The organism is Sphingomonas ginkgonis, from assembly GCF_003970925.1.
GTDB lineage: Bacteria > Pseudomonadota > Alphaproteobacteria > Sphingomonadales > Sphingomonadaceae > Sphingomicrobium > Sphingomicrobium ginkgonis.
In genome coordinates this window covers 2294253-2312204 of sequence record NZ_RWJF01000001.1, presented here as the reverse complement: position 1 = coordinate 2312204, position 17952 = coordinate 2294253, and the positions used below count along the sequence as shown (strand labels likewise).

The window sequence follows — 17952 nt, the reverse complement described above, 5'->3', positions numbered from 1 at the left end:
CGCCTGGGGTCCAAGCGGACACAATCCCGGAACGTGATTGCTCTTGCTCCAATGACGCCCGCACCTGCCTTTTGATTCACGCATTCTTCTCCGTGCGGACGATCGATGAATGTAAGCGGCTAAAGTATCCATTAATGTTTATCGCCATTGCTTCTTCAAGCGCTTGTCTGGAAGAGTGGCTCTGTCAAAGCGTAGAAACGGACACAAATGAGCGGGTCGAGCAGGCGGAACAAGCGGGGAACTCTGGAGGCAGACCTCACGAATGCTCTGCGAAGCAAGGGGGCAATGGCCGATACCATATTAACCATCCACCGCGTCATTACCTCGCGGCAGTCGCAGGTGATCGGAGAGCTACCCGCCCAATCTATTCAAAGCTGGCTTCACATCGCCGAAAGTTCATTTGGAAAAGCCTTAGACATAGATAATGAAAATCTGGTTCAGATTGAGAAACTGAGTCGGCAGACAAATGCTGCAGTCGAGCTCAATTATCTCAAGCTCGCTGTGGCATACATCATTGCTAATCCGGATCGGGTGAACGCGTGGATAGATTTAGATAGGGTTGGGTCTGCCCTGTCGTTCGCCGGGGATGCGGAGGGACTAAAGGCTCGCCTACTGGCTTTGAGGCCTGTTGATCAGCAAGCACTTTCATCCATGAAGCTGTATGCTGCTCTCCATAGCTTTTCCGACCAAATGATCCGGGAATACCTAGACACAAATCTGCCATCCCACTGGACTCAGAACCGGCTACTATATCCGTTTGTGTATTACTTCATAAATCTGCCGGAGCCGCACGCTCTTGATCAACTTCTAGGGCAGATACTTCCCCGTAAGGGCACGGGTCCGGCCGAAAAGATCCTCGCGAAGTTTCTCCTGACCCCTGACCAGCCGGAAACGGCTAATCTGGCTATGCGGTGTTACGTTGCATTGCTGAGCCACCCTTATGATGCGCTTGAATATCTCACAACTGACTTGGCGCGTCGTTTTGCTTACGGTGACCGAATAGAACCGACTTACCTCGAGCAATTTGAGCTGCTGGCGCGGGCTTTCCCGCAGCACCGCGTTTCTCGCTTGGTCAGCTTAGCTCGTGGCGAGCAGCTACCTTACGTCGAATGTCCTGCTGAGTTTCACGGGATAGCACTTGATTCCTCGGGATCAGAATTGGGCATGCTGCGATCTATTTTTGACATGGATTGCCAAGCACCTCCGGAAATCAGTCAAGAGAAGGATGTGCTACTGGCATTAAGAGATGCTCGATGGTCTAGGTATCCGGACCCAAAGCATTTCGATGAGCTTGCAAGCTTTCACCGAAAATTCGCGGTTCTTGCCAGCGCTCGATTGGTTCGGCACGTGGCAACCAGCTTGTACCTGTTCAGCCGGACCGAACCGAAGCAGGAGCGCCTTGACCTGCTCAGTGGCATTCTCATCACAGGGAATTTAAACCCGTTCGCGTTCAGTGGCCCTCAAGGCTACGCAGTTGCAAAACTTGGCCGATTCAACAGCGACCTCAGCGCGACAGAACTCATCGACAAAGTAGCGTCCCACCTCGGACCACTGACCGAAAAGCGCGAAGACCGCATCTGGATCAAGGCTGCGAACTGGTCGCTTCTTCAGAGTCAGGCCGAAGGGCGTATCCATGAGTGGGCAAACCTGGCGCGAGCGCGTTTTCCGGTCTTGATCACTCCACGGTACCTTAGTGGGCTAGACTGGAATTGGCTGTCCGGCTTCATCAGCGCAGTCGGCATGGGGCCGCTGGTCGGCAACTTAGATGTCATCTTCTGCCTTTTTCTCCGCCAGCTGGAAGAATTTCGCCGGGAGTCCGTGCCTCTTCGGGTTTCGATCGAGCCTATCACTCGCAAGATAAGATCCGTCGAGGAGTTCAGTGAGTGGCTGCACAACAACCTGGGAGCAGATAGCAGCGCCTTCATTCGTTATTTTCTGACCCCGGACACCATTCTCAAGCTTCGTCTTACTGACAATTATGTCGCCGCCGTCTCGTACCGGCTGGAACTCCTGACTCGTGCCGTAAAGAAGTACGACTTCAAGGAGGGTGTTTTCGACCAGGGTGACCTTGAGCGCGAGCAAGCGCGGCTTACCGCAATGTTGTGCAGGATGAGTGTTGGTGCGCGGCAATTTGAAGTTGGCTGGGACACCCTCTTCGAGAGTGCTTTAGAGAGAACGAGGGACGCATACTCGGCTTACGAAGCTGTCTCACTAGCCGTTCCGGAGGACGCAGTCGCAAATACAAGGCGAACCTCGCCGTACCAGTTCGCTAACGCCGCCACTGGAGACTACGAAGCTCCTAACAGGGATTGGCCACTGGTTCTCGTCATCGGAGGTGTGATCGACACCTTCCTTACTCACCCGACTACTGGAATCGAATCAATCCTGTCTGTCCGGATCAGGCACGACGCATTCCGACGAGAATACGAAAACGCTATCAAGCAAGTAGAGATCGGTGATGTTGCCGGCGTGTCCCCGGCCAGAAGCCGGAAGATTGTGGCAAGCTATCCTCCACCGGTCTATCGTGAAATACAGCGCTGGCTCGATGCGAGAATGCACACGCATCGTAAAGACAAATCGCAAGGTTTGTTCGATTACATTCCTACGAAAGCCGAAATGAGTGCGCTTCTTGAGATAGCTCAAGGAAGCGACCTTGAAGGTATCGTTCGCCACGTTTTTGATTGGATCAAGCCCCGCCTGGAGAAGGACCTCGAAAGAGCAAGGGAGTTTTTGGCGGCTGAGCTTGGTCCGGCCTTGGAACGTAGGGTGCAAACAACCCGGCTAGAACAGGCGCAGCACGGGGGCACCAGTGAAGAGCATCAAAGGGTAGCTGACGCTGTCGCGGCGGCATTCATGCGGCGAACCAAAGAGCTGGATGAATGGTTTAGGATCCCAGAAGGCAATCGTGATCAAAGCCTGAGCATCGACGAGGTGTTCAACGCTGTTAGACAGCGCTTTCGCCTTGATGAAGCCGCCGGTAACCTGCGCTTGAAGGGCTTGCCCGGTCCGGTCAGCTCGCATGAGATTTCGCCCGCGAACATTCGGCACGTCTACGACTTGTTGAGTGAAATCGTGCAGAACGTCCGCAAGTACGCCGCTCAGCCTGGTGCCGCCCTGCACATATCACGCTCCAGTGGGTCGAGCGGTAGCTTTCTTGTTTTTTCCAACCGTCGTGCAGAAGGCGAAGCTGGCGTCGACGTAATTGTTGGACACCCCTATGCCACTCTCCAAGAGGCGCTATTTGGTGAAGGCAATTCCGGCTTGAAAAAAGTTGCCTACTTGGCGGCTTCCCTGGTCAGGGCCAACACAAGCGTTCATGTTTGCCGAAAAGGAATGTACTTCCACGTCGCCGTTCCACTAGCGGCGTTCGGAAGTGAGCCTAAGGCGATGCCGACGTGAAAATCCTGATCATCGAGGATGTGCAGAGCAAATTTGACGAAGTGCGTTCGATAATTGTTTCCGTTTTCCCAGGCCTGCACACGTTTCAACGCGCCTTCAACCTGAACGAGGCGGAGGACGCGGTGATGATGCCAGGTTGGGACTTGGTGATAGTTGATCTCTCGATGGACATAAACGGAAGTGGGGCCATGCAAGGAGCAGGACATGCGACCCTAGGAGGGCTTGATGTTCTTGAGCGCATGGCTCTCTTCAAGATTGCGCACCCAACCATAGTGGTGACAGGCTTCGATAGTTTCCAAGATCCTGATCGCTTCGACAATGCAATAATGAACCTCGCCGATATAAGCGGCCTTGCGTCTGATTGGCTCGGAAAGTCGTACATTGGATCGGTTCGCTATGGAGCAGCAAACTGGAATAGAAAGTTCAGCCGCATGCTGCAGCAGTGGAGTGGTTCGTGAATGTACTCATAGTTCATGATCGCGAAGATGTTGGACGCGAAATCGAAAGCCTCGTGCATGCCTTGTGCTCAAAGGCTAAAGTTCACTTGGTAGACGACGCGTCGACAGCTCGCGCTCGTCTGGCAGACCTCTACTACGATCTGCTCATTATTGACCTTACCATCCCCGTTGTCTCCGGACGCGGATCGCACGACTTCCGCGTCGCGGAAGGCTTGCTGGAGGAACTATTCGCCTCGCCCGTGCTGCTGAATCCTGGGAACATTCTGGGCATTACGAAAGATGAGAGCGCACTCGATAACGTCCAGAACAATATCGGCCCGCACTTGATGGCCGTCATAGCGGAGAAGGACGGCAGTCCCTGGCGGAAGCAACTTAGCGACCGTGTTCGGTATGTTTTGGAGTCGGGCAAATCTCGCTCAAGATCCCTGTCTACCAAGCACGAACTAGATTTACTGATCGTGACCGCCCTGGACAAAGAACTCTCGCCCTTCCGCGAATTTTTTCAGCTTGAGCAGAACCGGGCAACACCCGGACTGCATGATTTCGTGTTCACGGATCGTAATGGGCAGCCGCGGCGTGGTGCATGCTTCGCGATCGGTCGGGCAGGACAACCGTCAGCTGCATCTGAGACTCAAGGGCTGATTTGCCAGTTGCGTCCCCGCCTCGCTATCATGACGGGCTTCTGCGGTGGTGTGCCAAACAAAGCAGATTTGGGAGACGTGCTCTTCGCCGGGTCTGCTTTCGATTGGGATTACGGGAAGTGGAAGCCTTCGGAGCAAGCTGCTCGGCTTTACTCTCGACCTGAGCCCGTGGTCATTCGGAATAGCCGCACACATCGGGTTGCACGCCAGCTGGTGGAGCAAGGCATTCAAGATCCCAAATCTTTGAATGCGCAGGTTGCACTTTTGTCAAAGGGCGAGGTTCTTGAGCCGAAACTGAGGCTTGTTCCATTTGCCTCGGGATCTGCAGTCATCGGTGATCCAAACGTGCTTGTAGACATCAAGTCACTCAACGAGGACATTGGGGGTGTGGACATGGAATCGTTCGGGTTTTACTTCGCCTGTAAGTACCCCCATGCTGCACCCCCTGAATTCCTGTGCATAAAGTCTGTCGCTGACGAATGCGGCCCCGAGAAGGATGACCGGCTGCACGCCTCCTGCTCATACTCCTCCGCTTATATCGCCCGGGTGATCGCTACAGAGCTCTGGGAGTTTGACTCCGAGGGTAACAACTGATCGTAGGTGTGTAGCCGTCGCTACCTCGGCTTAAGTACCGGCAAGACAGATGCTGATGTGCGTAAGGCGCCGAATTGACAGATTAGCTGATCGTAAACATAGCCTGCCTGCCGGATCAGCAGCTCAACTAAGGGCGACTTTCGGGCGCCGGGATATCAACTGCCAACGATCGAGGCGTTTGCTAAGCCGCTCCACGCCTCGCGTGAACGAACGTCTGCAACCCCGTTATGCAAACCCTCAAGCTGCCGTTCCGCTTCTCACCAGATACCGCCTCTGGACCGACTTGGCTTTGTATGTCGGGAACGGGTGGGAGGCGGACGTTACTTTGGGTCAACCCAATCCGTGCGGTCAGCATCAATCAGGCCCGTTCTAAAGATCCACCAGACACGCCAGCCAGCGAAGCCGAGCCAAGCAGCAGAAAACAGCACCGAGGGTATCCACCACCAGTTGCCGATCATCGGCACGCCTAAGAACGGCAGAGCCGCGACCAAGAACACGAGTGCGCCGGGGCGACCTGTTTGCATGCCTAGGTCTCGATCAACAAACCCACGTATCCGTTTGTATGCCGTCACTCGACTAACAATGGCTCGCAGCGCGAATGTCCGCAATGGGTGGAAAGCGGACGTTAGTCCCAGGGGCAGCCGCCATACCCATCAAGACAGTAAGCCGTCCCAAAAAGAAGGTCCCAGATAGGCGGCCAACCGAGCCACGCAGCAACGATCAACAGCACGGCGAGAGCCGCGCAGCCAACGCTGACGTTCCTCAACTTTTGCTTCACAAGGCGAGCCTAAGCCGCACCTGCTAATGTCCGCAATGGGTCGATCGCTGCCGATCGGCTCGAACGGTGATTGGGTGGAAAGCGGTCCTAAGCGCCAGCCACCCGTAAGAGCCAAACTTCCGCTTGTTTTGGTTCGCCGGGAGCATTGGCGTCAGCCCGGCCTCTCGCTGCTTCGAACTCGTCATGGAGCGAGAATGGGCCCACGCCGACGCGGGCGCGGAATCGATTTATAGCTTGGGCTAACGCGCGAAGATCACCCAACTCCTTCGGGCTTTCATAACCATGAAGGTGTTCGTTGTGGCCGAAAAGGCCCCACCTACCAGCCGCGCACTCTGACAGTGCAGTGGTCAGCACGATGCGATACTCGCGCTCAAGCTCCTCGGCTTGCTGGTAGAGACGTTCCTGCTTGTTCATGGCCGTTGTTTATCGCGTAGCCGCATGGCCGCAATCGGTCGCAGGCAGCCATCCCGCAGGGTAGCTGAACGAGCGTCCGGAAACTTGGGCTGGTCACCCGAGAGCGGACGGTCTGAAATCCACCAGACACGGCCAGTCTATCCCGCCGCGGGTTAGGCGTATGCTTGGTCGGAAAGTGAACGGTCAGAGCTTCCGAAGAACCACTCCCAGCGCAAGGCGATACATGAGGTAGCATGCGCACATGTAAGCGATCACGCCTCCAACCAGTGGCCGAGGCGAGACTTCATCCTTGAACAACCCGTAAACGAACCCCCCGCCCGCGAGGAGCGCCACAAGCACACCGAAGAGCACGCGTTCGGCGAGTTGTGCTTTGCGATACCTGTCCATGAACACCTTATGAGTTGTCACGCTACATTCTGGTAGTGGAGACGACCTCAATTGGCCGGAATGAGTCGAAAGCAGCCATCCGTGGTTTGGCTGAACGGATGTCCGGAAGCGTGGGCTGGTCACCCGAGAGCGGACGGTCTGCAATCCACCGGATGCAGGCGCTCGTCGGTCTAGCCCGACCTACCGTCCCAGATCGTCTGCTAACGGTGGAAAGCGGACGTTCGCTCAGACGCTAATCATAGCTTGTATGAAGCTCTTCGTTCCACTTGAGCCCTCTGGCTGCGGCCATCCGTCGCCTCGCCTCCATCAACATCAAGTGCTCTTCGCGCCCGAGTGTCTGAAACGCCGCTTGCCTGCTTTCATCGGAGGTGACGCGGTCCGAAGCAAAGAGTGCGAGGAGCGACATTGTAAAGGCGTCTCGTTCCGAGATGCATCGACCGAGCGCCACGTCTGAAGACTGTTGGATCGTCAGCTTCGATGTCTGCAGACTTCGCATCATCCGGGTGAGGCAGACCTTGTAAGCCTCTTGCGCTCCCCGCGTACCGTGAGTGGCGAGAGACTCTTCAGCCCAACCTTGCGTCGCGTCCGCAGCGCTCGCTGCAGCGATTAAAAAGAGGGCCACCGACCTGCGCATAGCCGCTACGCTAAGCGAACAAGCTTGATGTCCGCAATGGGTCGAAAGCGGACGCAAGGCCCACTTGGCTTCTTTAATCGCTCGCGTGCTTGGCTTCGGGATTGGGCGCCAGCCAAAGGCGCTCTGTCGGGAATGGAAACCGGATGCTAGCCGCCCACTTCTTGCCATTGATCTTGATTGCGCCTTTCTCAGTGCGGCGAGCGAGCAAGGCGCGAACTTCTGCCAGCTTGGACGAAGGGATGTAGATGCTGAACGAGTCCCCGCGCTTAATTGTCCGAGGATCGTTCAGGTCTGGGAGGTTGGTTGGCCATTTGGTAGATGCATCTGGCGCGTAGTTATATGGCCATACCATTACCTCGATCCTGTCGGGCAACCACTCGGCGTTGGGGCGAAGGTTGACGTTCTTCAGCGTGTCATAAAGCGTGACGATCGGGGCCGGAACTTGTGACCGCACCTCAGGCGTCTTGAGCGACCCATAAACGGAGATGAAGGTAGGCTTGTCGCCCCGGTAGACGAGCAAGTTTTCCTCCGGTTGGTCCGTCGCCGTATCCGCGTCATAATGCCCGTAAAGGGGATGGAGCGCGTCGAGCTTCAGAGCAGCAAGGAAGCCCTGCAAGTCTGGACCCGTAAGGCGTGTGATTCGGAACCCGCTACCATCTCGCCAAATTGCAGTCCCGTCTTCGTAGAGGACGAAAGTTGGAGATTCGGACCCAACGACCGAGAGCCACGGATCTGTCTCAATCAGGACTAGTATCGGAACGGCTTTGCCGGAATGTCGGACAGCGGCCAAGGAAGCAGGGCGCTCGTAGAACCTAACGTTCTCGGGTCGTGGTTGAACAATTTCTTCCCGCTTCGGGGGCGGTTGCTTGGCAGGGCTGCAACTGAGACAGCTCAGCAAGAGGAGGCCCGTTAGCCTGCCTTGCGTTTTCGCTCCTAACCTCATGCATTGGTGATGAGCGAGCGTGCGAATGTCCGCAATGAGTCGAGAGCAGTCGCCCGCAGCTAGGGCAACGAGCGTCCGGAAACCTAGGCTGGTCACCCGAGAGCGGACGGTCTGCAAACCACCAATTGCTACCGCTCACCGGCTTGAGAGCTGAATGTCGGCTACAGGTGAAAAGTAGCCGTTAGGCTGGGACTTCTCGCTCGTTGTTTTGCCAAGCGATTGCCTTGCGGAGAAGGTGCGAGAGTTGCTCGATCGAATAGGGTTTGTGCAGCAGCTCGTAGCCGTGCTGACCATTCTCGGCCAGAACGTGGCTGTAGCCGCTGGTCAGGATGACCGGGAGCTGCGGATAGTCGCGGCGGACGGCTTCGGCCAATTCGATCCCGCTCATTCCGGGCATGACGACGTCGGAAAAAACGACGCGGAATCGCCCGCAATCCTCTGCCAGGCGCTCCAGCGCTTCCTGTCCGGTCCGGGCCAGAATGCTGTCGTAGCCGAGTTCGACTAGGGCTTCTGACGCGAAGTCGCCAACGCTCTCGTTATCCTCGACCACAAGGACGCATAATCCTCGACCTCCAACGGACGAAAGCGGCACGCTCGCCGGTTTCTCGGTTTGTTCGAATTCACGTGGAAGGTAGAGGGTAAAGGTCGTTCCTTCGCCGACGGTGCTCTCGACATGCACATCGCCGCCCGACTGCTTGGCGAACCCGAAGACCTGCGACAGACCTAGTCCAGTTCCTTGGCCCACACCCTTGGTGGTAAAAAACGGCTCGAACACCCGCATGAGATCGGCTTCGGCGATGCCAGTTCCGGTGTCGGTGACGACCACCGCCACGAAGTCGCCGACCACGGACGTATGGGTTCGCCGCGCAGGAATGTTGGAGACTGCACCGACCCGGATCGTCAACCGACCCTCACCCTTCATGGCGTCCCGCGCATTGACCGCCATGTTGACGATCGCCGTGTCGAACTGGCTTTTGTCGGCGGTGACGAGCAGCGGAATTGCGGGCCTGATCACCTCAAGCTCGATGCGCGAGCCCGCCAGGGTCTGGACGATGTTGGCGACGTGATCGATGCTGTCGACCAGGTTGAACGTCTCGGGCTTCAGGGTCTGCCGCCGGGCGAAGGCGAGAAGTTGGGAGGTCAGCTTGGCCGCACGGTCCGCCGTCTCGCCGATCGCGTCGATGTAGCGGTGCCGTTTCTCCTCCGGGAGGTTTGGCCGCCGCAGCAGATCGACTGAGCCGCGGATAACGGTGAGCAGGTTGTTGAAGTCGTGGGCGACGCCGCCGGTGAGCTGGCCCACGGCCTCCATCTTCTGCGCCTGCCGCATGCCTTCCTGCGCATCGACCAAAGCGGTGGCGCGGTCATTTTCCTCGGTGACGTCGCGGGTGCTCGAGTAAAGCTTGTCGCCGTCCGGAAGGGCCACCCACGACAGCCACTTCCAGCCGCCATCCTTGGTTCGGTAGCGGTTCTCGAACCGGATCACGGGCTCTCCCCGGCGGGCCTTCTCGAACGCCTGCGCGCTCCCCGCCAGGTCGTCGGGATGGAGGAAGTCGGCGAACGGTTTGCCCTCTACCTCGTCGATCGTCCAGCCGAGCACGGCCGTCCAAGCCAGGTTCACGTTGTCGAAGCATCCGCTGGTGAGATCGATGACCGACAGGAGGTCGGGCGTCAGATCCCAGGTGCGCGAACGCTTGGCCACGAGATCGGCCAGAGCCAGCGTTCGCGCGCGAAGTTCGGTGACGTCGCGCGCCACGCAGTAGAGGCGCCCGTCCTCGGTCGCCGAAGTCCAGGACAGCGTTCGGTAATCGCCATTCTTCGTCCGAAAGCGATTCTCGAAATGATATGTGGGTGAACCAGCGGCAAGCTCGGCCACTTCCCGGCGCGTGGCGTCACGATCGTCGGGATGCTCCATCCATTCCGACGTTCGTCCGACAATATCGGAGACTTCCCATCCAAGCGTGCGCGACCAGGCCGGATTGACTGAGAGCCATACTCCATTCGTGTCGGCTATTCCGAGAAGATCCTGACTGTTGCGCCAGAAAGGGCTTAAAGCGTGATCGTCAGGCATGGGCACCAGCAGACACGAAGCAAGCCGGTCAATCAATGGGAGAAAAGTGGCCGAGGCGCGCATGCTGCTGGCCACTTCGCTCCCCCTTGCGACGCGGATCTCATCCCTGTCAGCGGTGCTGACGGGCAGGTCCTGCGATCGGCGGCGCCGATCTTGGTGAAAGGTCCTCAAAACCCGCAACGAATCGAAAGCAGACATCGCTGAAAGTTGAACGAACGTCGGCTTACGCCGTCACCTCATCCGAGAGCAGACGTTCCGCTTCCCACCAACTACCGCCTCTGGACCGACCTAGCTTTGGATGTCGGGAACGGGTGGATCCCGGACGCTCAGACGCGCTTCGCGATGGCACTCTCGAGCCAATGAATTCGCTTATGCCACTGCTTCGACATCTTTGTGGACTGAGGGATTGAAAGACGCATCCTCGACCGCTGAAGCTCGGTTTGCAGCTCTTCTAAAGTCAGAGCCGCCAATTCTTCGTCCGTATGCGGAACGCCTGAACGCTTGCCCATTCAGAACTCCTGCCCCGTTCACCGAACGTCTGCAACGGGTCGGAAGCAGACATTCACCGTTTCCTGAACGAACTACCGCTTCCTGGCACCCGAACTGTGGCCTTAAGCGTCCGGAATGGGCGCAAAGCCGGCGCTACTTGACTAGCGGGACGAAAATTTCCCAATGAGATGAGTGCCCATCACTTACATGCTGGGTGCGCCATTTTCGACCCGGCTGGAAAGCTTTGGGCACCAAGAATGTCCGGAATTGGTCGCTAGCGGACCGTCCGCTAACGGCAGCTTTCAACCCTTTCCCTGCCATGAGCCCTTTTCGCCTAGGCCGTGCCAACGGGGGACAGGTGCCTGACGACGGCTGCGGTGCACCCGATCGCGACGCCTCGCGTATCATAGGCAGCGGCAAACTATTCGGTGACCTATGCTGTAGCGTCGAGGATCACGCGTGCGGTCGCGGCCGGTTCATCCCACATCGGATAGTGACCGCTATGGTCGAACCAGTGCATGTGCGCTCTGGGAAAGGCCGCCAAAGCCCGGCGTGACTGTCGAGCCAAACATAGCCGGTCGCGTCGCCCCCAGCCGATCGTCACCCGTCCAGCTCCGGCTGCGGCGGGACCCTTCTGCGCAGGTCCGCGCGCCAAATCGTCGATCAGCATCCCTGCGGTGGGCGTCCGCGCCAGCGATTCCAATTCATTGGCCACGATCGTCCCGTCGAGCTGCCACGGATGTGCGGATAGCTGCGCGAGCAGGAACGTCCGCCCGAACGCACTTCTCGCCAGCGGTTTGAGAATGTGTGATCGATCGAGCACCTTCAGCAGGGCCAGCGACGCGCGCAGGGTGGTTCGGAACATCGTCCGCTCCGCGCCGAGCCAGAAGCCGCCGGGGTCGAGTGCGACGACTGGACCTGAATGTCCCCGACGTGCCAATTCCAGCACCACGCGCGCGCCCAGCGAACTGCCAGTCATGGCAGCATTCTCAAGTCGGTGTTCCGCGACGAAATCGGCGACGCTGCGTGCCAATCCGGCGAACGTGCCACTGTCGTGCTCCATCGGCTCGCCGTCATGGCCGGGGAGCGTGACAATGATCAGATCGCGCTGCGCGGCAAGTGCCGGAACTATCGGATCCCAGGCGCGAGGCGTGTTACCGAGCCCGTGGACGAGGATCAGGGGAGGACCGGAGCCGGTTCGAAGATGATGCATGGATAAAAATTCCGCAGCGAAGGCTGATGCCGCCAGTCCAAGGTAATTCGTTGACTGGCGTTTTTACATCCGTGGTCCGGAGTCCGCCGAACGAGACATGCCTATCGCGGCCGGCTCGGAACCCCCGCGAGTGTATCGGTCATATTCTTCCTTGTAGCGCATGGTCAGCATCTGCTGGTCGACGCCGTCAGCTTGAATCAGGTCCGGAAACCACGCTCCTTCTTCCTCGATCATATGGTGTGCGACCGCTGTCCGGACTTGCTCAAGCTTGTCGGTGAAATCCTGGCTCGTCGGATCGAGCTGCTCGAGAGCGGCCATCTCCTTCTTGACGGTGACCTGCTCGTCATAGGCATGATTCGCGTGCCGCGTTTCCCCCGACATATCCATTGCGGGATAGATCACGCTTTCTTCAGCGCCGGCATGACCAGTCAGGATGATTGCCAGTTTCTTGAACGCGGCTTTTCGCCCATCGGCCGAGGTCTCGCCGAGCGTTCGCGCGAATGCATCCTCAAGCTGTTCATGATGACCGACCACCATCGCGAGCCAGTCATTGTCGCTCGACGCCGATCTCGCAGCATCGCGCGCCTGGGCACGATCTTCTTCGCTAGGTGCGGGGGTGAGGGTCGCAACGGCGTCGTCGACGATGGACATGAGTAAAGCTCCAGATCTTACGTAGGACGGACTTCTTGCGAAAACACTGACTGTTGTCGCGCTAGGCTCTCATTTCTCAAGAACCCATTTAATTTCAATAACTTATATTAGCACTGCTCCAGTCGTGATGGCTGGTGCCTGACCCAAAACGCCACACTCTCGGTAGCGCTTAGATGTCAGCTAACAGTCGGAGTTCACAGGGACCGGACCGCCCACTCTCGGCCAAATGAGGAAGCGTCGATCGCGGTCATGGGGTGGGGTGGAGAGCTGGCACCGGCCGCAGCACGCACGTTGTCGAGGATGCAGTCTGCGTCCTCCGGCTCAAGGGAGTGATCCCCTGCGACGGCGATCCTCCGCAGGCTGTCCTGCACTCAGTTAGGCTGCTCGGCAGCCCAACCCATTAGATCCTTCGCCATTTCGCGTCGCCCGTCGGTCCAGAATTATTGGTCCGTGTGACGGACGCAAGCGGGGTTTCGCCCGCAACGGGAAGCGCTCTCGCGCATCGAAGCACGGGCTGCCGATTGAATGGCAGCTCGCGGGACCGCCTCGCGTCCTCCGGAGCGGCCGCTTTGGGCGCTAAGCAGACCGCCGGCTCCTGCTGAACGGGCGTCGGCTTTCCCCCGTGCTCACCCAAGAGCAGCCGGTCCGTTAATCAGCAAGACTCTCCGGCAGGCCCGGGCCGATCCACCGTTGGTTGGAAGGCAGACGCTGAGAGCTTTCTGATCCGAGGCGCCGAAGCACCTCCGGCTAACTCAATTAAGCTTGGCGAAGATGCTGCGCTGCTCCGACCAGGAGGAGGGCAGGGGCAGCAGGTCAGCAAGCTTGGCCGCGGTGAGCGCGCGCGGCTGCCGCCCTTCAACGATGCGGCAGACGAGGTCAGGCGCGAGGAATCCCGCACCGAGGTAGCGGCGGATGTAGGCGGGCGTGACGGCATGCGCTTCAGCGAGAGCAACGAGGGTAGGGGCAGCCCCGCTCGTCAACGCGTCGACCCAGGATCTCGCCTGCGCGACGATGCCGATCAGCGCGGCGTCGGGCTCGGCCTTGAACTGCCCCGGCACCACCAGCGACAGCTTGGCCCGCGAGCGCCCAAGGGCGGCTGGGACGATCAGCTCGGCCTGCCCCCCAAGCCCGAGCGGCGCCAGCTTGATGTCGATGATGGTCGAGGCGGAGCCGACAGTGACCCGCTGGACCAGGTCGAGCATGGCCTGGCGAAGCTGCTGCGGCGTGGGCTTGAACAGCTGCTGGGCGAGCGTAGCCGCCTTGTTGCCCAGCTCGGCGCTGAGCAGGTCAAGGCGGGGGAGGAGGGTGGCAAGCTTGCCCAGCGAGCTGAACCGGTCACGCAGCGCATCGATGACCAGCTGCTCCAGCTCACCGGCCGGGATGCGCAGCTTGGAATGCGCATAGTAGCGGTAGCGCCGTCGCCCGCTGGTGTGGGTCGAGGTGAGGCGCTGGCCCTCCTCGGACCACACCAGCCCGGCCAGCGGCGCCGGCACCGCCGCGGAGACCGCGCCACGCTTCTTGCGGCGGTTGCTCTCGAGGATCTCCTGTACAGCGTTGAACAGCGCCGGCTCGACGATGCCGTCGTGCTGGCCCTTGTGCCGGATCTCCTTGTGCGGGATTTCGCCGACGTAGACCGGGTTGGCGAGGATCCGGTACAGCGAGCCGCGGCTGAGCGGGATGCCGCCCTCCTGCTTGCCGCCAACGCTGCGCAGCTTGGAGCGGATGCCCAGCTCAGCGGCCTTTGCAACCAAGTCGTCAACGGCCTTAAGTTTGGCGTAGAGCTGGAACAGCTTCCGTACCTGCTCGGCTTCGGCGGCGTTGACGACGAGCTGGCGCCCGACGACGTCGTAGCCAAGCGGGACCGCGCCGCCCATCCACATGCCCTTGGCCTTCGACGCGGCGATCTTGTCGCGGATCCGGCTCGCCGGTGACCTCGCGCTCGAACTGGGCGAAGGAGAGCAGCACGTTAAGCGTCAGCCGGCCCATGCTGGTGGTGGTGTTGAACGCCTGGGTCACGCTAACGAACGAGGCACCGCGGGCATCGAACCGCTCGACCATCTTGGCAAAGTCAGCCAGGCTGCGGGTGAGGCGATCGACCTTGTAGACGACGATGATGTCGACGAGCCCCGCCTCGAGATCGGCCATCAGTGCTTTGAGCCCAGGTCGCTCCATGCTGCCGCCCGAGTAGCCGCCATCGTCATAGGCGGTGGGCACCAGCTGCCAGCCCTCATGCTTTTGCGAGAGGATGTAGGCCTCGCACGCCTCGCGCTGAGCATGGAGCGAGTTGAAGCTCTGCTCCAGGCCCTCCTCGCTCGACTTGCGCGTATAGACCGCGCAGCGGATGATGCTCGGCTCAGCCATCGGCTTTCTTCCGCTCGTAGGTCTTGCGCTTGCGAAGGCCAAAGAAGAGCAGGCCGTTCCAGTGGGTACCGGTGATCTTCTTGGCGACGGCAGAGAGGCTGCTGAACAGCTCGCCCTCGTAGAGCATGCCGGCGTCGGTCACCTCGACGACATGGGTCTTGCCGCCATGGCTCTTCACTAGTCGGGTGCCGACCAAGAGCTGGCTCGAGGCGGGGGGCAGGGGCAAGTTCGTGCATGGTGCGAGAAGTTCAGGGTCGTTGCCGGCCAACTTTTCGCATGGTGCATGAGGTTCGAGCGCCGCCACCTTCTGCTCGCGGGCGGCAAGCACCTGGGTGAGCGCCGCATCGAGATCGCGGCGGATGGCGAGCGGCACGTCGCCATGCTCCATCGCCTGCTCGTGCCAGGCGACTGCCTGCGCGGCAAAGCCGTCGGGGCGGCGGATGGGCGCGCAGCCGAACAGCTCGGTCCAGCGCTCTTCCGCTCGGCGTTGGGCAGACGCCGCGTCTGAACTGAGGACGGGCGTGGCGCCCGGCCGGCTCACGAGGCCAGCAGCTCCCGCCCGGCCGCTTCCAGTTTCTCGCGCCATGCGAGAACTTCGAGCCACTCGGCCGGAATACCGCTCAAGCCGTAGAGCGCGCCGGCGAGCTGGCCGGTGATCGCGGCTACCGTGTCAGCATCATCGCCCAACTTGGCGGCGAGGGTCACCGCCGAACGAAAGCTGCTGGTCCGGCCTACGCACCACAACGCTGCTTCGAGCGAGTGAATGACATAGCCAGAGGAGCGGATCGCATCCCGCGGCTTGCCGCGCCACGAGCCGGCGAGCACCGCGGCGACCGCCGGTGCCCCGGCGAACTCGCGCGGGGCGAGTACCTCGGCGTGCGGCTGGCCGGCGATCGCGTCCGCCAGCAGCTCGGCGAAGGCCACGCAGGCGTCCACCGCCTCGGGAGCACCGTGGGTCGTCGCGCTCTGCCGCGCGGCGATGTCTCGCAGGGCAGGGCGGTCCTGCCATTGCGCCAGCGCGACTGGCGCCAGGCGCATGAGGGAGCCGTTGCCGGCGCTGTGCGGGTCGGTGCTGCCCGCCACCGGGTTCCCGCTGCTGCTGAAGCGCGAGAGCGCACTGCGGGTGGTGATGCCGATGTCGAAGCACTCGCCGGTGCACGAGGTGGTGCCGTTGCGGTACCAGTCGACAAACCGGTGCATGAGGTCGGTCTCGTCGAGGCGCGGGTCGGCGACTAGCGATTGCGCGAGCGCCAGCGCCATGGCGGTGTCGTCGGTCCACTCGCCGGGCTGGAGCCGGAAGGGACCACCGCCAACCAGATCTGTGACGCGCGGCTTGCTGTCGCGGCGGCTGAACTCCAGCGTGGTGCCGAGCGCATCGCCGACGGCAAGTCCGAGGAAAGCGCCGAGCGCGCGATCCTCGCTGGAGGCAGGATCGGGAAGAGGAGAGGGCGACCGCCCAAGCCCAAGCACGTAGATCTCTTGGTGGGCAGTCTCGACCGACCCGGGCCTGACCTCCCGAACGGCGCTCAGCGCAGGCTCGCTTTCCCACCCGGCGTCGACCAGCAGCCGCGAAGCAATGGTGCCGGCGCGCCCGAGCCCGCCCTTGCAGTGGACCAGCACGTTGAACCCGGCGGCAAGCTGATCCTGGAGCTTGGGCCCGAGCCTCGCCCAGCACCGCTCGAACTCGGCGTCCGGCACCCACACGTCCGGGATGGGGAGGTGGTGCCATTCCATGTTGGCGGCCTCGACCGCATCTCCGAGCCCGCCCACCTCGAGCGCCGCGATCTCATGCTCCTCGATCAGGGTGACGACGCTCGCTGCGCCCCAGTCGGCGATCGCGCCGACGTCGAGCCCAAGGTCGCGGTCCCACGCGCCGGTCATCGCCAGCGGCTGCTTCTTGCCGGGGCAGAAGGTCAGCCCCACCGAGCCGAGACCAGCACCAACCGGCACCGCGGCGATCTCCAGCGGGTGGGTGAGGCTGGTGCGGAGCTTACCGTTCTTCATCGCGCCAGTCCTGATTGACGGAGTAGAGTTGAGCCGGGCGGAAGCGATTGCCCTGCTCCGAACCGCCGGTGGGGATCAGCTTGCCACTCTGGAGCAGGCGCTTGCGAAACGCCGGCTTGTTAAGCGGCTGCTCGCGGATCGCTTCATGCACCTCCTGCAGCTCGCGCAGGCTGAACGCCTGCTCCAGAAGACCGAACGACCACAGGCTGTGGTCAAGATCGGCGCGAAGATGGAGAAAGGCTGAGCGGATGATCTCCGCATGGTCGAATGGAAGGGTGAGGGGGCCATGCTCATCCTGAGCCACCCCCCGGACTACCGGAACCAGCCGGCGATCCGTGCTGAGCGGAACCGAGCGCCGGGGCGATAGGGCCATGTACCCGATGCTGACGACCCGCATGCGAGGGTCTCGATCGAGTGAGCCAAAGGCGGCAAACTGCCGAACGCTACCCGAGAGGCCCGCCTTTTCGCGAAAGCCGCGCGCGGCCGCCTGGTCCAGAGACTCGCGCAGCCGAACGAAGGTGCCCGGAAGCGCGAACTGGCCTCGCGCAGGCTGCGCGGCGCGCCTGACTAGCAGGACCTGAAGCCTGCCTTCTGCAACGGTAAACAGCACCAGATCGACCGCTACCGCCATCGGCGGGTAGTCGGCAGGATCATACGACTCAAGGAACTCAGCGTCAGTCACCAAACTAGTTATGCGTCACTGACGCATATGTCAACTCCTTTAGACTGAACAAGCGCCAGCAGAACCAGTGGTCAGGGCTCCGGCAACCACAGGCCATGTCCCGACGTTCCGAGAATCAAGCTCCCAGCCAAGGCACGCTCATCATCCGCCACCTTGCTGTACTTGGTTTAGGCTGCACCCGCGTTGAGGGGACATGTAAGCATGACTAGTTATGGCGCAGGAACCATCGCTGGCGA

13 protein-coding genes are annotated in these 17952 nt (G+C 60.4%); 3 read left to right on the top strand and 10 right to left on the bottom strand.

Going from position 1 to position 17952, the window contains the following annotated elements; translation table 11 throughout:
• Window positions 1–285: 285 nt before the first annotated feature.
• The 3 genes from HMF7854_RS11245 to HMF7854_RS11235 are packed head-to-tail and all read left to right on the top strand — an operon-like array spanning window position 286 to window position 5092.
• Window positions 286–3399, top strand: coding sequence for a hypothetical protein (locus tag HMF7854_RS11245; protein ID WP_126719178.1), 3114 nt, complete (start codon window positions 286–288; stop codon window positions 3397–3399).
• Window positions 3396–3857 carry a response regulator transcription factor gene (locus HMF7854_RS11240; protein WP_126719177.1) on the top strand — a complete coding sequence of 154 codons (462 nt, stop codon included), beginning with the start codon at window positions 3396–3398 and terminating at the stop codon, window positions 3855–3857. The genes HMF7854_RS11245 and HMF7854_RS11240 overlap by 4 nt, the downstream gene beginning before the upstream one ends.
• Complete coding sequence (locus HMF7854_RS11235; protein ID WP_126719176.1) at window positions 3842–5092, top strand: phosphorylase family protein; 1251 nt, start codon at window positions 3842–3844, stop codon at window positions 5090–5092. The genes HMF7854_RS11240 and HMF7854_RS11235 overlap by 16 nt, the downstream gene beginning before the upstream one ends.
• Before the next feature lie 865 nt (window positions 5093–5957).
• Here the strand turns inward: HMF7854_RS11235 and HMF7854_RS11230 are convergent.
• From HMF7854_RS11230 to HMF7854_RS11190, 10 genes are all read right to left on the bottom strand, one after another.
• Entirely contained in the window at window positions 5958–6284 is a 327-nt protein-coding gene (locus HMF7854_RS11230) for a hypothetical protein (RefSeq protein ID WP_126719175.1), read from the bottom strand.
• A gap of 1094 nt (window positions 6285–7378) precedes the next feature.
• The gene (locus HMF7854_RS11225; RefSeq protein ID WP_126719174.1) at window positions 7379–7921 is read right to left on the bottom strand and encodes a hypothetical protein; all 543 of its coding nucleotides are present in this window, start codon (window positions 7919–7921) and stop codon (window positions 7379–7381) included.
• A 508-nt stretch (window positions 7922–8429) separates the two neighbouring features.
• Complete coding sequence (locus tag HMF7854_RS11220) at window positions 8430–10391, bottom strand: hybrid sensor histidine kinase/response regulator (RefSeq protein WP_185829260.1); 1962 nt, start codon at window positions 10389–10391, stop codon at window positions 8430–8432.
• 847 nt (window positions 10392–11238) lie between these two features.
• Window positions 11239–12018, bottom strand: coding sequence for an alpha/beta fold hydrolase (locus HMF7854_RS11215; protein WP_126719172.1), 780 nt, complete (start codon window positions 12016–12018; stop codon window positions 11239–11241).
• Between the two features lie 63 nt (window positions 12019–12081).
• Complete coding sequence (locus HMF7854_RS11210) at window positions 12082–12669, bottom strand: hemerythrin domain-containing protein (RefSeq protein ID WP_126719171.1); 588 nt, start codon at window positions 12667–12669, stop codon at window positions 12082–12084.
• A 752-nt stretch (window positions 12670–13421) separates the two neighbouring features.
• Window positions 13422–14543 (bottom strand): recombinase family protein, encoded by a 1122-nt coding sequence (locus HMF7854_RS11205; protein ID WP_221766440.1) that lies wholly within the window; start codon window positions 14541–14543, stop codon window positions 13422–13424.
• On the bottom strand, window positions 14434–15030 hold the full coding sequence (locus HMF7854_RS15940; RefSeq protein WP_221766439.1) for a recombinase family protein: 597 nt from the start codon (window positions 15028–15030) through the stop codon (window positions 14434–14436). The genes HMF7854_RS11205 and HMF7854_RS15940 overlap by 110 nt, the downstream gene beginning before the upstream one ends.
• Complete coding sequence (locus HMF7854_RS11200) at window positions 15023–15571, bottom strand: DUF2924 domain-containing protein (protein ID WP_185829259.1); 549 nt, start codon at window positions 15569–15571, stop codon at window positions 15023–15025. The genes HMF7854_RS15940 and HMF7854_RS11200 overlap by 8 nt, the downstream gene beginning before the upstream one ends.
• Window positions 15568–17034, bottom strand: coding sequence for an ADP-ribosylglycohydrolase family protein (locus tag HMF7854_RS11195; RefSeq protein WP_126719169.1), 1467 nt, complete (start codon window positions 17032–17034; stop codon window positions 15568–15570). Before HMF7854_RS11195 ends, HMF7854_RS11200 begins: the two co-directional genes overlap by 4 nt.
• A complete protein-coding gene (locus HMF7854_RS11190) occupies window positions 17021–17665 on the bottom strand; it encodes an NUDIX hydrolase (RefSeq protein WP_221766438.1) in 645 nt (214 codons plus the stop codon). The genes HMF7854_RS11195 and HMF7854_RS11190 overlap by 14 nt, the downstream gene beginning before the upstream one ends.
• Window positions 17666–17952: the final 287 nt, after the last annotated feature.